This is a genomic window from Actinoallomurus acanthiterrae, from assembly GCF_054775715.1.
Genome location: NZ_BAAHCO010000001.1, coordinates 12093385 through 12111198 on the forward strand (window position 1 = coordinate 12093385; position 17814 = coordinate 12111198).

Sequence of the window (17814 nt, forward strand, 5' to 3'; positions counted from 1 at the left end):
CGTGGACCGATGACAGCGATCCAGCGTTTGAACCTCGCGCGTGCCACTGATGTCTCTTATGGTCTGGATGGACCACTTTGACATCACAAGACGTAACCATGCCACCACTGAGCGCAACAGGCAAGTCCCTGATAGCAACTCTGTGATTTTTGGTGGTCGAGTCACGCTGCGTGATTCTAGCGACACGTATAGTCGCATCGCGCGGTGATTCGGCTAATTTTGCTCACTTCACACGATGGAACGGCTTGCCGCCGACGCGTGACCTGGTCTCGGAGGCGCGGAATCCTGCTCAGTTGGCGGATTCGAGAGCTCGTACGACCCGCCACCGGGCGATCACGCGCTTGTGCATCGCGACCGCGACCTCGGTCTGCCCGGTCTCCAGCCCCATCACGGCCGCGGCGATCTCCGCCACCGACTCGTCGGCCCGCAACGCCGCGTCGTCGAGCAGATGCACCAACCCGCCGTAATCGAGCTCCACCAGAGAGTGGGGGTGGAACTCCTCGAGCCAGCGGCCCACCGACTCGACGTCGCCGAGGTCGAACCCCTCGCCCACCTGGCGCCGCAGGACGCCCCGGGCGCGCGCGACACGCCGCCGCGCCTGGGCCATCGGCGTGACGTAGATCAGCGTACGGGTCGGCGTGGCGGTCGTCGGGCCGCCGGACCCGGCCTCCGCCTGCCCGCCGAGCACGAGCCACCGCTCCTTCGCCACGAACGGAAGGAACCAGGCCAGCGGGACCTGCCAGGTGCTCGACAGGATGTGCGGGGTCAGCGACCCCGACTCGCGTTTCCAGCTCTCGAACGCCGCCTCCGCCTGCTCGGCCACACGGGGCGGCACGAACGCGCCCGTCAGCCGATCGGGCATCTCCGCGCGGAACCGGTCGAACGCCAGCCACGACCGCAGGCGCGTCTCCCACGGGCAGACATAGGTCACGCCCTCGACACGCCGGACGTACGCGTCACCGCTCTCGCGCGTCGGCACGACGATGGGCGGAACCGCGATCATCCGCCACAGCGCGCGAGTATGCTCGACGCCCAGCGCCCCGACCCGCCGCGGTCGATCCTCCGACTCGGCGTACGCCGACCACCGGGCGCGCTCGGGCTCGGGATAGGCGGCCAGCGGTTCGTACACCCGGAGGTAGGCGGCGTAAGGCAACACGATCGCATCGTGACACGACACGGCGCAGAACGCTCGTCGTCAGGGCCGCCGAGATCCTCCTGAGACCTCACCGGCTCACTGCCGCGTGCTCACCCACCGCTCTCGCGTCCTCACTCGTCGGCTCGCTCGGGCTTACTGCCGCTCTCGCCTCGTGTTCCGTCGTGCCGCTGCCTGCACTCCGGCCCCGGTACGCCTACCCTGAACCTGTCGGACTCATGCCCCGGCGCCGGTCACGGCCGTGCGATCCACGGTTTTCGCCGCCGGCGCCGGGTATTCCGCTCGTGCCTCACCCCGGCCACGGGCAGCGTGTGCTCAGAGAGGAGCCACCACAGTGACGAAGGTCTTCGGCACACCCCACGAACAGGTCGTCTTCTGTCACGACGAGACCAGCGGCCTCAAGGCGATCATCGCCATCTACTCGACGGCCCTGGGTCCCGGGCTCGGCGGCACCCGCTTCTACCCCTACGGCTCCGAGGACGAGGCCCTCTCCGACGTCCTCAACCTGTCCAAGGGCATGGCCTACAAGAACGCCCTGGCCGACCTGGACCTCGGAGGCGGCAAAGCGGTCATCATCGGCGATCCCGCCACGGATAAGTCCGAAGCGCTGCTCCGGGCGTACGGGCGATTCGTGCAGTCGCTGAACGGACGCTACTTCACGGCCTGTGACGTGGGCACCTTCTCCGAGGACATGGACGTCATCGCGCGCGAGTGCGACTACGTGACGGGCCGTACGGTCGCGCACGGCGGGGCCGGGGACTCCTCGATCCTCACCGCGTACGGGGTCTTCCAGGGCATGCGGGCGGCGGCCGAGCGCGTGTGGGGCTCGCCCACGCTGCGCGGCCGGCGCGTCGGCGTCGAGGGTGTCGGCAAGGTCGGTCACCGGCTCGTGGAGCACCTGCGCGAGGACGGCGCGGACGTGGTGATCACCGACGTGAGCGCGGCCGCCGTGGCCCGCGTACGGGCGCGGCACCCCGAGGTCGACGTGGTCGAGGGCCACGCGCCCCTCGCGAGCGCCGACATCGACGTCTACTCCCCGTGCGCGCTCGGCGCGGCCCTCGACGACGAGACGGTCGCCACGCTGCAGGCCAAGATCGTGTGCGGCGGGGCCAACAACCAGCTCGCCCACCCGGGCATCGAGAAGCAGCTCGACGACCGGGGCGTCCTCTACGCGCCCGACTACGTCGTGAACTCCGGCGGCGTGATCCAGGTCGCCGACGAGATCGAGGGCTTCGACTTCGATCGGGCGAAGCAGAAGGCGAGCGGGATCTTCGAGACGACCCGAAGGATCTTCGCGATCGCCGCCGACGAGGGCGTGCCGCCCGCGGTTGCGGCGGATCGGCTCGCCGAGCGACGGATGTCCGAAATCGGCCGTCTGCGGACGATCCTTCTTCCCCGGTGATCGCCACACGCTGGGGATCTACCTCTGTTGGAGGCCGCCGGAGCGTCGACCGGAATGGTCGGCTAAGCTCTAGACCAGCCGCCGCCGTGTAGACGACGTACCGAGCTGGGCGCAAAACGGGTACGGTTGTATCCGTAGCCGATGCGCGGGGTGACGTCGCGCTCGGTTGCGGATGCGTAAGCGAGCGTAAGTGGGGCCGAAACGACGGGTCCCCGACCATCGAGGGGGTCGAGCCAATGGGGCGCGGCCGAGCCAAGGCCAAGCAGGTCAAGGTTGCTCGCCGGCTGAAGTACAACAGCGGCGGAACGGACCTGGATCGCCTGCGCGGTGAGCTGGGCGTCAACCAGAACTCGCAGGATGACCATGACCCCTACGACGACGACTCGTCGTACGAAGACCTCGCGTCGCGCTATGCGGACTACGCCGAGGACTACGACGAGAAGGACGGCACGGGTAAGAGCTGAGTGCCGTCTCGGCGTCTGAGCAACCCGGTCGCCCGGCCGACCGAGGCCTGAGGGGTATGCCGGGGAGTGCGACCGAAAAGCGTCCCCGCCAGCACGGCGGGGACGCTTTTCGCGCGTGCCCGCCGACTCCGGCGTAGTGGCGTAGGGGCGCGGGTTCTCTTCGCGTTCGCGCCTGCAGCGATTTCGCATGTCCTGATCCTGGGTCGGCCGTACGGTTCCGCGTTGAGGCATTGGATGCTCCCGGTGACCGGTCCGCTACACGGCCAAGTTTGCGGGCCGTCGTTTGTAGGGGCCGCCACTGGCACGGTCCACAGAAATGTGCTGAATGGCGAAAAAACTCACGCTTGGTAACTTCTCTCCGTTTTGAGCGTTTTTTCAGCAGTTTTCAAGCTGACAGCCACCTTGACTTCCGGCCAACTGCGGACATGATCTTTGTCAGCTCCTGGGTGACGATCGGCGTGTACGAGACCCGCGATCCGGGTCGAGCCCCACCCCGCCAGGAGAGACGTACATGCTCCAACCCCCCAGCCGGCGGCGGTCTCGCCGCCTGCCCCATCCACCCGCGGTAAATCCCCCGGGTGGGCGCGTGGGCGCCCTGATCGTGGCGCTCATGGTGGCCGTTCTGACGGCCGTCACGGTCCCGGCGGCGTCCGCCTCCGGCATCCCGGCCAAGCGACCCGTACCGCACACGAAGGCGACGAGCCCGACTTCCCCTGGACTGCACCCGACGAGCCGGGTCTGCGCCAAGCCGTCCCGGGCGGGCGAGATGGCGTGCCTGTCGTTCGTCCGCGACGACGTGGTCGGGCCGAAGGGCGTGCAGCCGAAGAGCACACCGGCCGGATGGGCGCCCGCCGATCTGGTCGGCGCGTACGCCCTGCCCGCGACCGGGGCGGGCCAGACGGTCGCGATCGTCGACGCGTTCGACAACCCGAACGCCGAGGCCGACCTGGCCGTCTACCGGCAGCAGTACGGGCTGCCGGCGTGCACGACGGCCAACGGCTGCTTCAAGAAGATCGACCAGCGCGGCGGCACCAGCTATCCGGCGCCGGACGCCGGATGGTCCGGGGAGATCGCGCTCGACATCGACATGGTCAGCGCCGTCTGCCCGAGCTGCAAGATCCTGCTGGTCGAGGCCGACGACAACGGCATGGACAACCTCGGCACGGCGGTGAACCAGGCGGTCGCGCAGGGCGCCAAGTTCGTCTCCAACAGCTACGGCGGCGGTGAGGGCTCCGACGAGGGCCAGGCCGACGACGCCTACTTCAAGCACCCCGGTGTGGTCGTCACGGCCAGCAGCGGCGACGACGGGTACGGCACGAGCTACCCGGCGGCCTCGCCGTACGTGACCTCCGTCGGCGGCACGTCCCTCGTCAAGGACTCCTCCTCGCGCGGCTGGACCGAGACGACGTGGAGCGGGGCGGGCAGCGGCTGCTCGGCGTACGAGGCCAAGCCGTCGTTCCAGCAGGACACCGGCTGTTCCAAGCGGTCGATCGCCGACGTGGCGGCGGTGGCCGACCCGAACACCGGCGTCGCCGTCTACAACGGCGGCTGGCACGTCTACGGCGGCACGAGCGTGTCCTCGCCGATCATCGCGTCGGTGTACGCGCTGGCCGGCGTGCTGGCGGCGGGCTCCTCGCCGAACGCCCTGCCGTACGCGCACCCGGGCGACCTCAACGACGTCACGAGCGGCTCCAACGGCAGCTGCACCCCCGCCTACCTGTGCACGGCGGGCAGCGGGTACGACGGGCCGACCGGGCTCGGCACGCCGAAGGGCGTCGGGGCGTTCAAGTCCGGGCCGCACGGCATCGTCACCGGCACGGTGACCGACGGGACGGCCCCGCTGGCCGCCGCGAAGGTCAAGGCGGGCGATGCGACGACCACGACGGACGGCCAGGGCACCTACACGCTCAGCGTGCCGCCCGGGACGTACGACGTGACCGCGAGCAAGTTCGGGTACTCCGCGAAGACCGTCGGCGGCGTCCAGGTCGACGACGGTCAGACGGTGACCGAGAACCTCGCGCTGACCGCGAAGGCGCGCGTCAACGTGACCGGTCTGGTCCGGGACGGGTCCGGCCACGGCTGGCCCGTCTACGCGACCGTCCGTGTCAAGGACGAGCCGACCGCGGTCGCCTACACCGATCCGAAGACGGGCCGGTACGCGCTCAGCCTGCCCGCCGACGACACCTACGCGCTCCAGGTCGACCCGCTGTACCCCGGGTACACGCCGGACACCCAGGACGTGAAGGTCGGGTCCGCCGACGCGACGCACGACGTCACCACGGTGGTGGACCAGACGACCTGCAGCGCGCCCGGGTACGGCTACCACTACGCGGGCACGACCCAGGGCTTCGACGGGACGGCCGCCCCGACGGGGTGGACGGTCGACGACAAGGCCGGCAAGGGCCAGACCTGGGCGTTCAACGACCCGGGCGGTCGCGGCAACAAGACCGGCGGCGCCGGCGGGTTCGCGATCGTCGACAGCGACAAGTACGGCTCGGGCAACAGCCAGGACACCTCGCTGATCAGCCCGGTGACCGACTTCACCGGGAAGAACCATCCGGTCGTGTCGTTCCGCAGCGACTACTACGGCTTCTCCGGGCAGGTCGGCGACGTGGACCTGAGCGTCGACGGCGGCCAGACGTGGACGACGGTGTCGCACCACACGACGAGCGTGCGCGGGCCCCGTACGGAGACCGCCGACCTGTCGGCGGCGGCCGGCAAGAGCGCGGTCCAGGTGCGGTTCCACTTCACCGGGAAGTTCGGCTACTGGTGGCAGGTCGACGACGTCTTCCTGGGCGACCGCACGTGCGACCCGGCCTCCGGCGGTCTCGTCGTCGGCCAGGTCCTCGACCAGAACACCGGGGCGGGCGTGAACGGCGCCAAGGTGACGTCGGCGGACCGGCCTGCGGAGAGCGCGACCTCGGCCGCGACGCCGGACGACCCCAACCTCGGCGACGGCTTCTACTGGCTGTTCTCCTCGGTCACCGGAGGCCACAAGTTCACGGCGTCGGCGAGCGGCTACTCCGCCAAGGACGTCACCGCGAACGTGGCGGCCGGCTGGGCGACGGCGGCCGACTTCTCGCTGCCCGCTCCCCGGCTCACGGTCACGCCGACCCAGCTGACGAAGACGGTCGCGTGGCAGGGCCAGGGCAGCGCGACGCTGACCCTGAAGAACACCGGCTCCGCCCCGGTGACCGCCAAGATCGGTGAGCAGCCGGGCGACTACCACCCGGCGACGCAGGGCGCGCCCCTGCAGCACGTGAAGGGAGACTACGCGCAGGGTCGCCTCCGGCCCGACAAGGCGGCGAAGGCACGAACGAAGGCCGCGGCCGCGTCGCCGTACGCACCGCCGTGGACGAGCATCGCCGACTACCCGTCGACGATCATGGACAACGCCGTCGTGAACGTCGGCGGCAAGGTCTACTCGATCGCCGGCGTCGACTCCTCGTCCGTCCTGAACAAGGCGTACGTCTACGACCCGACCGGGCAGGCGTGGTCGCCGATCGCCGGTCTGGGCACCGCGCGGGAGGCCCCGGAGGCGGCGACGGTCGGCGGCAAGCTGTACGTCTTCGGCGGCTGGGGTTCCACCGGCGCGGCGGTCGCCAAGACCGAGATCTACGACCCGGCGACCGGTGCCTGGTCGGCGGGTGCCGACAACCCCAAGCCGTACGCCGGTGCGGGCGTGGGCGTCGTCGGCGGCAAGGTCTACGTCGTGGGCGGCTGCCTGGACGCCTGCGGCGCGAACGACGTGCAGGTCTACGACCCGTCGGCGAACTCCTGGAGTTCGGCGGCGGCCTACCCGGAGAAGACCGCGTGGCTCGCCTGCGGCGGCCTCGGCGGCAAGCTGTACTGCGCGGGCGGCTCGTCGGCCAGCGTCAGCAGCAAGCACGCGTACGTCCTCGACCCGTCGAGCGGGACCTGGTCGTCCATCGCCGACCTGCCGATCGACCTGTGGGCGATGGGCTACGCGGCGTCCGGCGGGCAGCTCCTGGTGTCCGGCGGCGTGACCAACGGCACCAGCACCCTCACCAACCAGGGCTTCGCCTACCACCCGGACTCCGACTCGTGGACGGCCCTGCCCAATTCCAACAACACCCTCTACCGCGGCGGCGCCGCCTGCGGCCTGTACAAGATCGGAGGCTCCACGGGCGGGTTCAACGCCGTGAAGAGCGGCGAGGCCCTGCCCGGATACGACCAGTGCACCGCGGCAGGGGCCGACGTCCCCTGGCTGTCCGAGGACACGACCGACGTGACGATCCAGCCGGGCAAGAGCGCCAAGGTCACGGTGACGTTCGACGCGAACGTCGCCGCGATCACCCAGCCGGGGACGTTCACGGCGCAGCTGACGGTGGACGCCAAGACGCCGTACGGTGTGGCGCCGGTGCCGGTCACGCTCGTGGTGAAGCCGCCGTCGACCTGGGGGAAGATCACCGGGACGGTGACGGGAGCCGGCTGCACCGGCGCGGCGGCGCCGCTGGCCGGGGCGACGGTGCAGATCGACAGCTGGACGGCGAGCTACACGCTCAAGACCGACAAGAACGGTCAGTACGTGCTGTGGCTCGACGTCCGCAACAACCCGCTCACCCTGATCACGGCCAAGGACGGCTGGGCACCGCAGACCAGATCCGTCAAGATCGTGAAGCTCGCGTCGACCACGGCCGACTTCGCGCTCAAGCCGGACCACACCTGTAGTTGACGGTCGGCTCGTGCGGGCCGCGGGACATCGCTCCCGCGGCCCGCGCGGCTTCGCGCGGTTCCACGACGAGGGGCCATCCAGACCGTTACGAGTCGCTGACCGCATGTAACTTCCCGGTTAAATCACCCTGACTGAGCAGTGGCGATTATCACGGTTCATCCGGAAACCTCCCTAAAAACCGCTGGCCAGCACCCAACCGACCACGAAATGCGGCCTCCCCATCACGCAGTGTTCCGGGTTAGGCTGACCCCGGTCGAATCAAGTCAGAACTCGAGTCGGGGGGACGTCGTGTTCAGGGCGCGCGCAGGTTGGATCGCAGCGGTGCTGCTGATCGCCCTGGCGTTCCTCGGCGGCCCCGACCTGCTGACCGACCACTCCCATACCCCGATGGCGGCGACCACCGCCGCCGCAGAGCGCGACCACCGGGCGGGCGAGGAGCTCGACAGCCCCGACTCGACGGTCGAGCACCTGACGCTCGGCCGCCGGCGGGTGCCGGGGCTCCCGCCCTCCTCTCAGGACGACCGCGCCGCCGCACCGATCGGACAGGTCGGCGTCGCCGCCGACCTGGCATCCGGATCCGCCGGTCCGATCAGGGACGGCCACGCGGAGCGTCAACCGTCCGCGTCCTCACCCGAGTCGCTGCAGGTATTCCGCTGCTGAGCCACGTCCAGCGCGGCTGACCGCCCGACGTTTCCCTTTTCTCCGCTGATTTCTCCGCAGACGGCGTGATTCTCGCGCCGCCTGGTTGACGCCTGCCCGCGATGGCCCAGCGCCGTGCCTCGCGTGCCAGGTGCTCCTCGTCCTTCCCTGACATCGGTTCCGATGACCCCGAAGAAAGGCTGTGCCATGCAGTCGCTGATCGACAATGCCCGCCTGTTCCCGAAGCGAGCGGCCGACCGGCGTACGGATCTCGGTCGCCTCGCCGAGGGCCAACGCCCCGAGGCGCTGTTCATCACCTGCTCCGACTCGCGCGTGGTGCCCACGCTGATCACCGGCACCGGCCCGGGCGAGCTCTTCGAACTCCGCACCGCCGGGAACATCGTTCCCGTCCACGACGCCGAGCGGGTGACCGCCGAGGCCGCCACCATCGAGTACGCCGTTGAGGTCCTCGGGGTGGCCAACATCATCGTCTGCGGGCACTCCCACTGCGGGGCCGTGGGCGCGCTCCTGAGCGCCGGCGACCTGACCGCCATCCCCTCCGTCCAGCGCTGGCTCGCCGACACCGAACCGCACGACCCGGTCCGGGCCGCGATGACCGACGCCGACGGCGCCTCCATCACCTCCGCCGTACAGCGGCACGTCCTGACCCAGCTGGACCGGCTCCGCACCCACCCGAGCGTCGCCGCCCGGGCGGACGACGGGCGGCTCGCGCTGCACGCCTGGTTCTACGCCATCGACACCGGCGTGGTCAGCGCCCACCGCCCGCAGACCGGCACGTTCCCGCCGCTCTGATCCCCTCTGACCCTGAAACGAGGTGCCCATGGGACTGTCGTTCACCAGACCTGACACCCTGCGCCAGGACTTCCTCTCTTCGATCGTCGTCTTCCTCGTCGCACTGCCGCTGTGCATCGGCGTCGCCGTCGCGTCCGGTGTCCCGGCCGAGCTCGGCCTGATCACCGGCATCGTCGGCGGCCTGGTCGCCGGTGCCCTGCCGGGCAGCAGCCTCCAGGTCAGCGGCCCCGCCGCCGGCCTCACCGTGCTCGTGTACGAGGCCGTGCAGGAGTACGGCCTGCGGACCCTCGGGGCGATCGTCATCGCCGCCGGCCTGATCCAGCTCGTGATGGGGCTGCTCCGGTTCGGCCGCTGGTTCCGCGCGATCTCCATCTCGGTCGTGCACGGCATGCTCGCCGGCATCGGCCTCGTCCTGGTCACCGGGCAGGTGCACAGCCTGTTCGACAACAAGTCGCCCGGTGCCGCGACGGCCAACGTCGCCGGACTGCCCGGCCTGCTCACCGAGTCGGCCACCGAACCGGCCGCCCTCGCCGCCGGTGCGATCGGGATCGGGACGATCGTCGTACTCGTCGGCTGGAAGCACGTGCCGAAGCGCCTTCAGGTGGTCCCGGCCGCGCTCGTGGCGGTCGCGCTGGCGACGCTGATCACGATCGCGTTCGACCTGCCGGTCAAGCGCATCGAGGTCAAGGGCCTCCTCGGCTCGATCCAGCCGCCGGGCCTGTCCGAGCTCGGGGCGATGGCGTCGGTCGGCATGATCGGCACCGTGGTGGCGTTCGCGCTGATCGCCTCGGCGGAGAGCCTGTTCAGCGCGGCGGCCGTCGACCGGATGCACCACGGTCCCCGGACCGACTACGACCGCGAGCTCATGGCGCAGGGCGCCGGCAACGCCATCTGTGGCCTGCTCGGGGCCCTGCCGATGACCGCCGTCATCGTACGGAGCGCCACGAACGTGCAGGCCGGCGCGTACGAAGGCGTCGCGGATCCTGCACGGGGTATGGCTGCTCGCCTTCACTGTGGCCTTCCCGGTGGCGCTCAAGTACATCCCGGTGACCGCCCTGGCCGCCATCCTCGTGCACGCGGGCTGGAAGCTGCTGTCGCTGCGGGAGGTCGGCCGGCTCTGGCGGACCGAGCGCGGTGAGGCGGTCGTCCTGACCGGGACCGCGCTGGCGATCGTCGTCACCAACCTGTTCGAGGGCGTCCTCATCGGCCTGCTGCTGGCCATCGTGAAGACCGCGTGGGACGTCTCCGACATCCACATCGACGTGGACGAGGAGTCGGACCCGATCGTGATCCGGCTCAGCGGGAACGCGACGTTCCTCCGCCTGCCGAAGGTGCTCGACACGCTGGAGACGATCCCGCACGGACGGGCGGTCGAACTCGACCTGTCCCGCCTGCGCCACCTCGACCACGCCTGCCGTACGGCACTGCAGGCGTGGGCGGCGCAGCACGACGGCCGGGACGAGAAGTCCTCCGTCCGAATGAAGGAGCCGGCCCTGGCCGGCTGACCTCCGAACCGCCGGTCAGGGGCCCGCCGGCGTCGCCGCGCCCCTGACCGGTCTCCGCGGTCGCCTCCGGGTTCCGGCTCAGGGGGTGTTCTCGTGCGGTTCAGCGACGGGTCACCCTCATGCCGCCGTGGTCCGCGGGGACGGCTCTCGGGCAGGGATGTCCGCGGGCCTGGTCAGCGGGCCGCGGCGCAGCAGCGCGCCGCAGATGACGGCGCCGGCCGTGTAGATGCCGGCACACCACCAGAACACCGTGGTGTAGCTGTGGATCGCCGCGGCCTGGAACAGCTGCGGTGTCGGCCGTCCGTGCAGGTGGCCGGCCAGGTAGTCGGTGGTGGCGCCGGCCGCGATGGTGTTGAGCAGCGCGGTGCCGATCGAGCCGCCGAGCTGCTGCCCGGTGTTGATGCTCGCCGAGGCCACCCCCGCGTCGCGCGGTGCCACGGCGAAGGTACCGGTGGCGGCCACCATGCCGAAGATGACGCCGTTGCCGGCACCGGCCACCACGAGCGGCCCGAGCAGCGCCGAGGCGTAGCCCGAGTGCGCGCCGATCCTCGTCAGCCAGACCATGGCGACCGCGTTGAGCAGCATGCCGGCGATGACCATCGGCTTTGGACCGAGCCGCGGCAGCAGCCTGGTGTTGCCCACGTTGGCCATGACGCCGCTGAGCGCCACCGTCGGCAGCATGGCCAGGCCCGAGCGGACCGCCGAGTACCCCAGGGTCACCTGCATGTAGTAGACGAGGAACAGGAAGACGCCGAACGTGCCGGCCCCGACGACCAGGACGGTGAGGTAGGCGCCGCCGCGGTTTCGGTCGAGCACGACGCGAGGTGGCAGCAGCGGGTGCGCGGTGCGCGTCTGCCGGACGGCGAAAATGATCAGCAACGCGACGCCGGCCGCGAGGAAGCCCCAGGTCGAGGGCGTGCGCCAGCTGTGCGACGCGGCGTGGGAGAAGCCGTAGACCAGGCAGAACATCCCGCCGGACACCGCCGCCACGCCCGGGACGTCCAGCCGGCCGCCCGGCGTCCGCTCCTGTCTGCCCACCAGCAGCACGCCTCCGGCGATCGCGATCGCGGCGAGGACCACGTTGACGTACATGCACCACCGCCAGGACAGGTAGGAGGTCAGCGCACCGCCGAGCAGCAGCCCCAGGCCCCCGCCGGCGGCCGCGACCGCGCCGTACACGCCGAACGCCCTGGCCCGCTCCTTCGGGTCCTTGAAGGTCGTGGCCAGCAGCGACAGGGCGGACGGCGCCAGCAGGGCGCCGAAGACCCCCTGGCAGGCGCGCGCCGTCACCAGCATCGAGAAGTTCACCGCGGCACCGCCGACGGCGGAGGCGGCCGCGAAGCCGACGAGCCCGGTGAGGAAGGTCACCTTGCGGCCGATCAGGTCGGCGAGCCGCCCGCAGAACAGCAGCAGGCCTCCGAACGACAGCGCGTACGCGGTCACGACCCACTGCCTATCGGCGGGCGTGAAGTTCAGCGCGCGCTGCGCCGACGGCAGCGCGAGGTTCATCACGGTCAGGTCGAGGACGACCATGACCTGGGCGACGGCGATGACGGCGAGGATCAGCCACCGTCTCGGATCCTGGTCCGTCGTCCGGACGGCCGCTGGGTCCGGCCCGGCCGTGTGGGTCGCGGTAGGTGCTGCCACGAACATCTCCCTGTCAACGTCGGACGGATTGAGGTGCCGGCGCGGTCACTACGCCGGTGACGACTGTTGTGCGCCGCTCGGATCGTCCGCTCGGCGTCCTGACGAACACGAGACGCCGGCGCCCTGAACCCTGTGACAGCAGCGATGGTGTGACGTGGACCACCGGCCGCGGGTGTCACAAAGCGGTCGGGACCGGCGTCTTGTGCGTGGGGTAGTGCTGAGAGCGGCAGGCAGGAGTCGGGCATGAGCGAGCGCAGCGAACGGACCAAGGACGCGGCCGAGCCGCTCGATCACGCAGACCTGGACGCCGCCACCGAGGCGTTCGTCGCCCACCGCAATCTGCTGTTCACCGTTGCCTACGAGATGCTCGGCTCGGCTACCGACGCCGAAGACGTCCTGCAGGAGACCTGGATGCGGTGGGCGGGCGTCGATCTGGCCACCGTGCGGGAACCGCGTGCCTTTCTGGTGCGGATCGTCACTCGGCAGGCGCTCGACCGGCTGCGTACGCTCGGTCGGCGTAAGGAGTCCTACGTCGGCCCCTGGCTGCCAGAGCCGCTATTGACCGCGCCGGATGTGGCCGAGGACGTGGAGTTGGCCGACAGCGTCTCGATGGCGATGCTGCTGGTACTGGAGACGCTCGCGCCGACCGAGCGGGCGGTGTTCGTCCTGCGCGAGGTGTTCGACCTGGACTACGACGAGATCGCCGAAGCCGTCGACAAAACCCCGGCCGCGGTCCGCCAGATCGCGCACCGGGCCCGGACACACGTCGCAGCGCGCCGACCACGCGGGGCCGTCTCCGCGGCCGAGACCCGAGACGCGCTTGAGGCCTTCCAGCGGGCGATCGAAACGGGCGACCTGCAGAGCCTGCTCGACATCCTCGCGCCGGACGTCGTCGCTCTGAGCGACGGCGGGGGAGTCAGACATGCCCTGCTGCGGCCCGTCGTGGGGGCCGCCAAGGTGGCTCGCTACATGGCCGCCCGCTGGTACGAGCGCGGCGTCGAAAGGACGGTCGAGCCGATACAGGTCAATGGTGGCCCGGGGCTGCTCGTCCGAGTCAACGGGGAGATCGACACCGTCATCGCGGTGCGCGTCGACGACGATCTCATCACCGGGCTCTACGGCGTACGTAACCCCGAGAAGCTGTCGCGTGTGGAGCGGGAGACCCCCGTGAGCCGCTGAGGCCGGCACGGCCCGCGTGCGGCCGCGAGCCGGCTCAGCTCTTGGCGAGCGCTTCGCGGCGGATCCACTGGAGCAAGGTGGGGTTGTCGACGGTGGTGATGACGCTGACCGTGGTGCGAAGGTGGCGGTCGTCGTCCAGCAGGGCCAGCATGCTCGCCGCCAGGTCCACACGGGCCGTGAACCTGCCGTCGGCGTGGCCCTCGACAAGGGTGTAGTCCGTGACCGACGGCAGGTGGTAGAGCCCGCTCGGGCGCACGATCGTCCAGTCCAGATCGCTGGCCCGGACCAGCGTCTCCATCCGCCGCATGTCGTCGTAAAGCGTCTTACCCAGCACCTGCGTCACGTAGGGCAGAAGCACCCGGTTGAACAGGAACCCGCCATCGGAGTACGGGTGCGGGTCGACCCCGCTCGAACTGACCACGGCGAGCCGGCGCACCCGATGCCGTTTCATCGCGGCGACGATATTGGTCGCTCCACGCGAATAGGTGCTGATCGCCTCCTTGCCCGGCGGGCACCCCGAGCGTCGACAGCACCGCGTCCCGCTCCGCCACGGCGGCGTCGACGGCCGCCGGGTCGAGCACGTCGGCACCGACCACCTCGAGCCGATCGTGGTGCAGCGGAAACGAGCCCGGCTGCCGGGTGACCGCGGCGACCCGATGTCCGGCGGCGAGCGCCTGGCCGGTGAGCAGGCGACCGGTGGGCCCATTGGCTCCGAAGACCGCGATACGCATGGCGACTGTCCTCCCCTGGCTACTACGCCTTCTGGACGGTCCGGGAAGCCGGGCGTAGCGGGCGATCCGGTTTTCGCTACCCGAGACAAGACAGCACCGCCGCCTGTGACATCGGTACGGAAGGGCTCAGTTGCCGGCCGCCTCGAGCGCGCGGCGGATCCCGGGCTCTCGCGGGCCGAGGAAGTACGGACGCGGACGCACCGTCAGCGTGTACGTCGCCTTGACCGCGGCCGGGACCTCCCGAAGGTAGAGGGCGACGGTCGCCGTGGCCGCGTACCGGGTGCTGTCGTCGCCGACGCCCCATGCCTCGATGCCGGCCGCGCGGCACAGGGTCATGGCCCGCGGCAGGTGGAAGTTCTGGGTGACGACGATGGCGCGGTCGACGCCGAAGATCCGCTTCGCGCGGGCGCACGAGTCCCAGGTGTCGAAGCCCGCGTAGTCCAGGACGATCCGCGTCTGCGGCACGCCCTCGGCGACCAGGACGTCGCGCATGGCCGACGGCTCGTCGTAGTCCTTGCGGCTGTTGTCCCCGGTGACGAGGAGCACCTTGACCTTGCCCCTCCGGTACAGCTCCGCGCCCAGCTTGAGGCGCTCGAGGAGCATCGGGGTCGGCTTGCCGCCGATGACCCCCGCGCCGAGGACCAGTCCCACGGGCACCTGCGGGGCCCGCGCCGGGTCGGTCCAGTACCGGCCCGACTCGGTGTACGACCACGCGGCCGGAAGGAGCAGCGCGTACCCGCCGAGCGCGCACAGCACGGACAACGGCGCCCGGCAACGCCACACGGCAACCCAGAACCGCCTCATACCCGGATAGATGACCCGGTCGGTGGGCGAGTTCGCGGATCCCCCAGGGACCGGCCGGATCCGGCCAGACCGGCCGCGCCTGACCCAGCCCGAATCAGGTCGGAGCGGTCGAGCCCGGGTCGGGTCGGAGCGGTCGAGCCCCGGTCGGAGCGGCCGAGGCCGGGTCAGACCAGGCGGGCTTGGCCCGTGCCCTCGACGATCTCGCCGAGCACCCAGGCGGGCAGGCCGTGCTCGGACGCCGTCCGGAGCGCGGCGTCGGCGTCGGACGCGGCGACGACGGCGGCCATGCCGACGCCCATGTTGAAGGTCTTGTCCATCTCCGCGCGGGGCACCCGGCCGTACGTCTCCAGCAGGCCGAAGATCGGCGGGGGCGCCCAGGAGGAGCGCTGGAGGACGGCGTCGCAGCCGGGTGGCAGCGACCGCGCGAGGTTCGCCGCGAGCCCGCCGCCGGTGATGTGCGCGAACGCGTGCACCTCGGACGCGGCGATCAGCGCCAGGCAGTCCTTGGCGTAGATCCGGGTCGGGGTGAGCAGCTCCTCGCCGAGCGACCGGGGCAGCTCGGCCGGCGTCTCCTCCAGTGCCAGCCCGGTCTCCCGCAGGATGTGCCGGACCAGGGAGTAGCCGTTGGAGTGGATCCCGGAGGAGGCGAGGCCCAGCACCACGTCACCGGGCCGTACCCGGTGCGGGCCGAGGACCTTCGACGCTTCGACCACGCCCGTGCCGGCCCCGGCCACGTCGAACTCGTCGGGCTCCAGCAGCCCGGGGTGCTCGGCGGTCTCGCCGCCGACCAGGGCACAGCCCGCCAGGGAGCAGGCCTCGGCGATGCCGCCGACGATCGCGGCGATCCGCTCGGGGACCACCCGACCGCAGGCGATGTAGTCGGTCATGAACAGCGGCTCGGCGCCGCAGACGACCAGGTCGTCGATGACCATGCCGACCAGGTCGTGCCCGATCGTGTCGTACACCCCGAGGCGCCGCGCCAGGTCGACCTTGGTGCCGACGCCGTCGGTGGAGGTGGCGAGCAGGGGCCGCTCGAACCGCGTGAGCGCCGAGACGTCGAACAGGCCCGCGAAGCCGCTGACGTCATCGACGACCTCGGGCCGGCGGGACTTCGCGACGCGGGACTTCATCAGCTCGACGGCGCGCTCACCCGCGGCGATGTCCACCCCGGCCGCGGCGTAGGACGTGGCGGTGGAGTCGTCGGTCACCGGCGGGCCTCTTCGAGCAGGTGCTTGCCCTGGGCGTCCTCGGCGACGTCGATCGGGTAGACGCCGTCGAAGCAGGCCCGGCACAGGCGGCTCTTGTCCTGCTGCGTCGAGGCGATCAGCTCGTCGAGCGAGATGTAGCCGAGCGTGTCGGCGCCGAGGGACTGGCGGATCTCCTCGACCGAGAGGTTGCCGGCGATCAGCTCGGCGCGGGTCGCGAAGTCGATGCCGTAGAAGCACGGCCAGGCCACCGGCGGGCTGGAGATGCGGACGTGCACCTCCTTGGCCCCCGCCTCGCGGAGCATCTTCACGATCGCCCGCTGGGTGTTGCCGCGCACGATCGAGTCGTCGACGACGACGAGGCGCTTGCCCGCGATCGCCTCGCGCAGCGGGTTGAGCTTCAGCCGGATGCCGAGCTGGCGGATGGTCTGCGACGGCTGGATGAACGTCCGGCCGACGTAGGAGTTCTTCACGAAGCCCTGGCCGTACGGGATGCCGGACTCCTCGGCGTACCCGATCGCCGCCGGCGTGCCGGACTCTGGCGTCGGGATGACCAGGTCGGCGTCGACCGGGTGCTCGCGGGCGAGCCGGCGGCCGACGTCGACGCGGGTGGCCTGGATGCTGCGCCCGGCGATCGAGGTGTCGGGCCGGGCGACGTAGACGTACTCGAACAGGCAGCCCTTGGGCTCGGCGACGGCGAACCGCGTGGACCGTACGCCCGCCTCGTCGATGGCGAGCAGCTCGCCCGGCTCGACCTCGCGGACGAACGTCGCGCCGACGATGTCGAGGGCGGCGGTCTCGCTGGCGACCACCCAGCCGTGCTCGAGGCGGCCGAGCACGAGCGGGCGGATGCCCTGCGGGTCGCGCGCGGCGTAGAGGGTGCGTTCGTTCATGAAGACGAGGGAGTAGGCGCCGCGGGCGAGCGGCAGCACCTCCAGCGCGGTCTCCTCGACGCCGCCCTCGCCACCGGCCAGCAGGGCGGTGAGCACCTCGGTGTCGGTGGTGGCGGTCAGCTCCCCGGCCGGGACGCGGGCCGCCAGCTCCGGCGTGTTGATGAGGTTGCCGTTGTGGCCCAGCGCCAGGCTGCCGGACTCGGTCGAGCGGAACGTCGGCTGGGCGTTCTCCCAGACGCTCGATCCGGTCGTGGAGTAGCGGCAGTGTCCGATCGCGATGTGCCCGCGCAGGGTGTTGAGCACGGACTCTTCGAAGACCTGGGACACCAGGCCCATGTCCTTGAAGACGACGATCCGCGCGCCGTCGCTGACCGCGATGCCGGCCGACTCCTGACCCCGGTGCTGCAGGGCGTACAGACCGAAGTAGGCGAACTTGCTCACCTCCTCGTCGGGTGCCCAGACGCCGAAGACCCCGCAGGCGTCCTGGGGGCTTCGATCCCGGGGGTCGAGGTCGTGGCTCAGCCGTCCGTCTCCACGCGACACATGGCCAGTGTAGGCGGCATTCACCGAGCCCCCTCCGCCGCGGGTGGGCGACGCCCACTCCGCCGGGCCGGGATGGCCGTTCCAGGCGGGGTAAACCGGCGGGCCGGAACGGGCGGCGGACGTGGTTCCCCGCACGTGGT

General features: G+C 70.9%; 12 protein-coding genes and 2 pseudogenes. 7 read left to right on the top strand and 7 right to left on the bottom strand.

Annotated elements, in window-relative coordinates:
• Nucleotides 1-289: 289 nt before the first annotated feature.
• The gene (locus ACYVF7_RS56955) at nucleotides 290-1156 is read right to left on the bottom strand and encodes a hypothetical protein (protein ID WP_460356686.1); all 867 of its coding nucleotides are present in this window, start codon (nucleotides 1154-1156) and stop codon (nucleotides 290-292) included.
• Nucleotides 1157-1487: 331 nt separating this feature from the next.
• Between ACYVF7_RS56955 and ACYVF7_RS56960 the strand changes: the two genes are divergently transcribed.
• The 6 genes and pseudogenes from ACYVF7_RS56960 (at nucleotide 1488) to ACYVF7_RS56985 (ending at nucleotide 10672) form a co-directional block, all read left to right on the top strand.
• Nucleotides 1488-2555: a Glu/Leu/Phe/Val dehydrogenase dimerization domain-containing protein gene (locus ACYVF7_RS56960; RefSeq protein WP_460356688.1), complete on the top strand. Its 1068-nt coding sequence runs from the start codon at nucleotides 1488-1490 to the stop codon at nucleotides 2553-2555.
• Between the two features lie 236 nt (nucleotides 2556-2791).
• Nucleotides 2792-3019: a DUF3073 domain-containing protein gene (locus ACYVF7_RS56965; RefSeq protein WP_360888558.1), complete on the top strand. Its 228-nt coding sequence runs from the start codon at nucleotides 2792-2794 to the stop codon at nucleotides 3017-3019.
• Nucleotides 3020-3605: 586 nt separating this feature from the next.
• On the top strand, nucleotides 3606-7715 hold the full coding sequence (locus ACYVF7_RS56970) for a carboxypeptidase regulatory-like domain-containing protein (protein WP_460356691.1): 4110 nt from the start codon (nucleotides 3606-3608) through the stop codon (nucleotides 7713-7715).
• A 321-nt stretch (nucleotides 7716-8036) separates the two neighbouring features.
• Nucleotides 8037-8375 carry a hypothetical protein gene (locus tag ACYVF7_RS56975; RefSeq protein WP_460356694.1) on the top strand — a complete coding sequence of 113 codons (339 nt, stop codon included), beginning with the start codon at nucleotides 8037-8039 and terminating at the stop codon, nucleotides 8373-8375.
• Nucleotides 8376-8561: 186 nt separating this feature from the next.
• Entirely contained in the window at nucleotides 8562-9167 is a 606-nt protein-coding gene (locus ACYVF7_RS56980) for a carbonic anhydrase (RefSeq protein ID WP_460356696.1), read from the top strand.
• A gap of 28 nt (nucleotides 9168-9195) precedes the next feature.
• Nucleotides 9196-10672, top strand: a pseudogene (locus tag ACYVF7_RS56985) (SulP family inorganic anion transporter).
• Between the two features lie 117 nt (nucleotides 10673-10789).
• Here the strand turns inward: ACYVF7_RS56985 and ACYVF7_RS56990 are convergent.
• Nucleotides 10790-12319 (bottom strand): MFS transporter, encoded by a 1530-nt coding sequence (locus tag ACYVF7_RS56990; protein ID WP_460356698.1) that lies wholly within the window; start codon nucleotides 12317-12319, stop codon nucleotides 10790-10792.
• A 243-nt stretch (nucleotides 12320-12562) separates the two neighbouring features.
• Here ACYVF7_RS56990 and ACYVF7_RS56995 point away from each other — a divergent pair, with 243 nt between their 5' ends.
• The gene (locus ACYVF7_RS56995; RefSeq protein ID WP_460356701.1) at nucleotides 12563-13498 is read left to right on the top strand and encodes an RNA polymerase sigma-70 factor; all 936 of its coding nucleotides are present in this window, start codon (nucleotides 12563-12565) and stop codon (nucleotides 13496-13498) included.
• 34 nt (nucleotides 13499-13532) lie between these two features.
• Here the strand turns inward: ACYVF7_RS56995 and ACYVF7_RS57000 are convergent, their stop codons facing one another.
• The 5 genes and pseudogenes from ACYVF7_RS57000 to purF form a co-directional block, all read right to left on the bottom strand.
• The gene (locus tag ACYVF7_RS57000) at nucleotides 13533-13949 is read right to left on the bottom strand and encodes an NAD(P)-dependent oxidoreductase (RefSeq protein ID WP_460356703.1); all 417 of its coding nucleotides are present in this window, start codon (nucleotides 13947-13949) and stop codon (nucleotides 13533-13535) included.
• A gap of 112 nt (nucleotides 13950-14061) precedes the next feature.
• Nucleotides 14062-14229 (bottom strand): annotated as a pseudogene (locus tag ACYVF7_RS57005) (NAD(P)H-binding protein); the annotation flags it as partial.
• Between the two features lie 126 nt (nucleotides 14230-14355).
• Nucleotides 14356-15033 carry a SanA/YdcF family protein gene (locus tag ACYVF7_RS57010; RefSeq protein ID WP_460356706.1) on the bottom strand — a complete coding sequence of 226 codons (678 nt, stop codon included), beginning with the start codon at nucleotides 15031-15033 and terminating at the stop codon, nucleotides 14356-14358.
• A 164-nt stretch (nucleotides 15034-15197) separates the two neighbouring features.
• Nucleotides 15198-16241 carry a phosphoribosylformylglycinamidine cyclo-ligase gene (gene purM / locus ACYVF7_RS57015; RefSeq protein ID WP_460356708.1) on the bottom strand — a complete coding sequence of 348 codons (1044 nt, stop codon included), beginning with the start codon at nucleotides 16239-16241 and terminating at the stop codon, nucleotides 15198-15200.
• The gene (gene purF / locus ACYVF7_RS57020) at nucleotides 16238-17674 is read right to left on the bottom strand and encodes an amidophosphoribosyltransferase (RefSeq protein WP_460356710.1); all 1437 of its coding nucleotides are present in this window, start codon (nucleotides 17672-17674) and stop codon (nucleotides 16238-16240) included. Before purF ends, purM begins: the two co-directional genes overlap by 4 nt.
• Nucleotides 17675-17814: the final 140 nt, after the last annotated feature.

What these genes read in the sequence shown, in the direction of transcription:
- ACYVF7_RS56965 (WP_360888558.1), top strand. Translation starts at nt 2,792, where the DNA reads ATGGGGCGCGGCCGAGCCAAGGCCAAGCAGGTCAAGGTTGCTCGCCGG.
- ACYVF7_RS56980 (WP_460356696.1), top strand. Translation starts at nt 8,562, where the DNA reads ATGCAGTCGCTGATCGACAATGCCCGCCTGTTCCCGAAGCGAGCGGCC.
- ACYVF7_RS56995 (WP_460356701.1), top strand. Translation starts at nt 12,563, where the DNA reads ATGAGCGAGCGCAGCGAACGGACCAAGGACGCGGCCGAGCCGCTCGAT.
- ACYVF7_RS57000 (WP_460356703.1), bottom strand. Translation starts at nt 13,949, where the DNA reads ATGAAACGGCATCGGGTGCGCCGGCTCGCCGTGGTCAGTTCGAGCGGG.
- ACYVF7_RS57010 (WP_460356706.1), bottom strand. Translation starts at nt 15,033, where the DNA reads ATGAGGCGGTTCTGGGTTGCCGTGTGGCGTTGCCGGGCGCCGTTGTCC.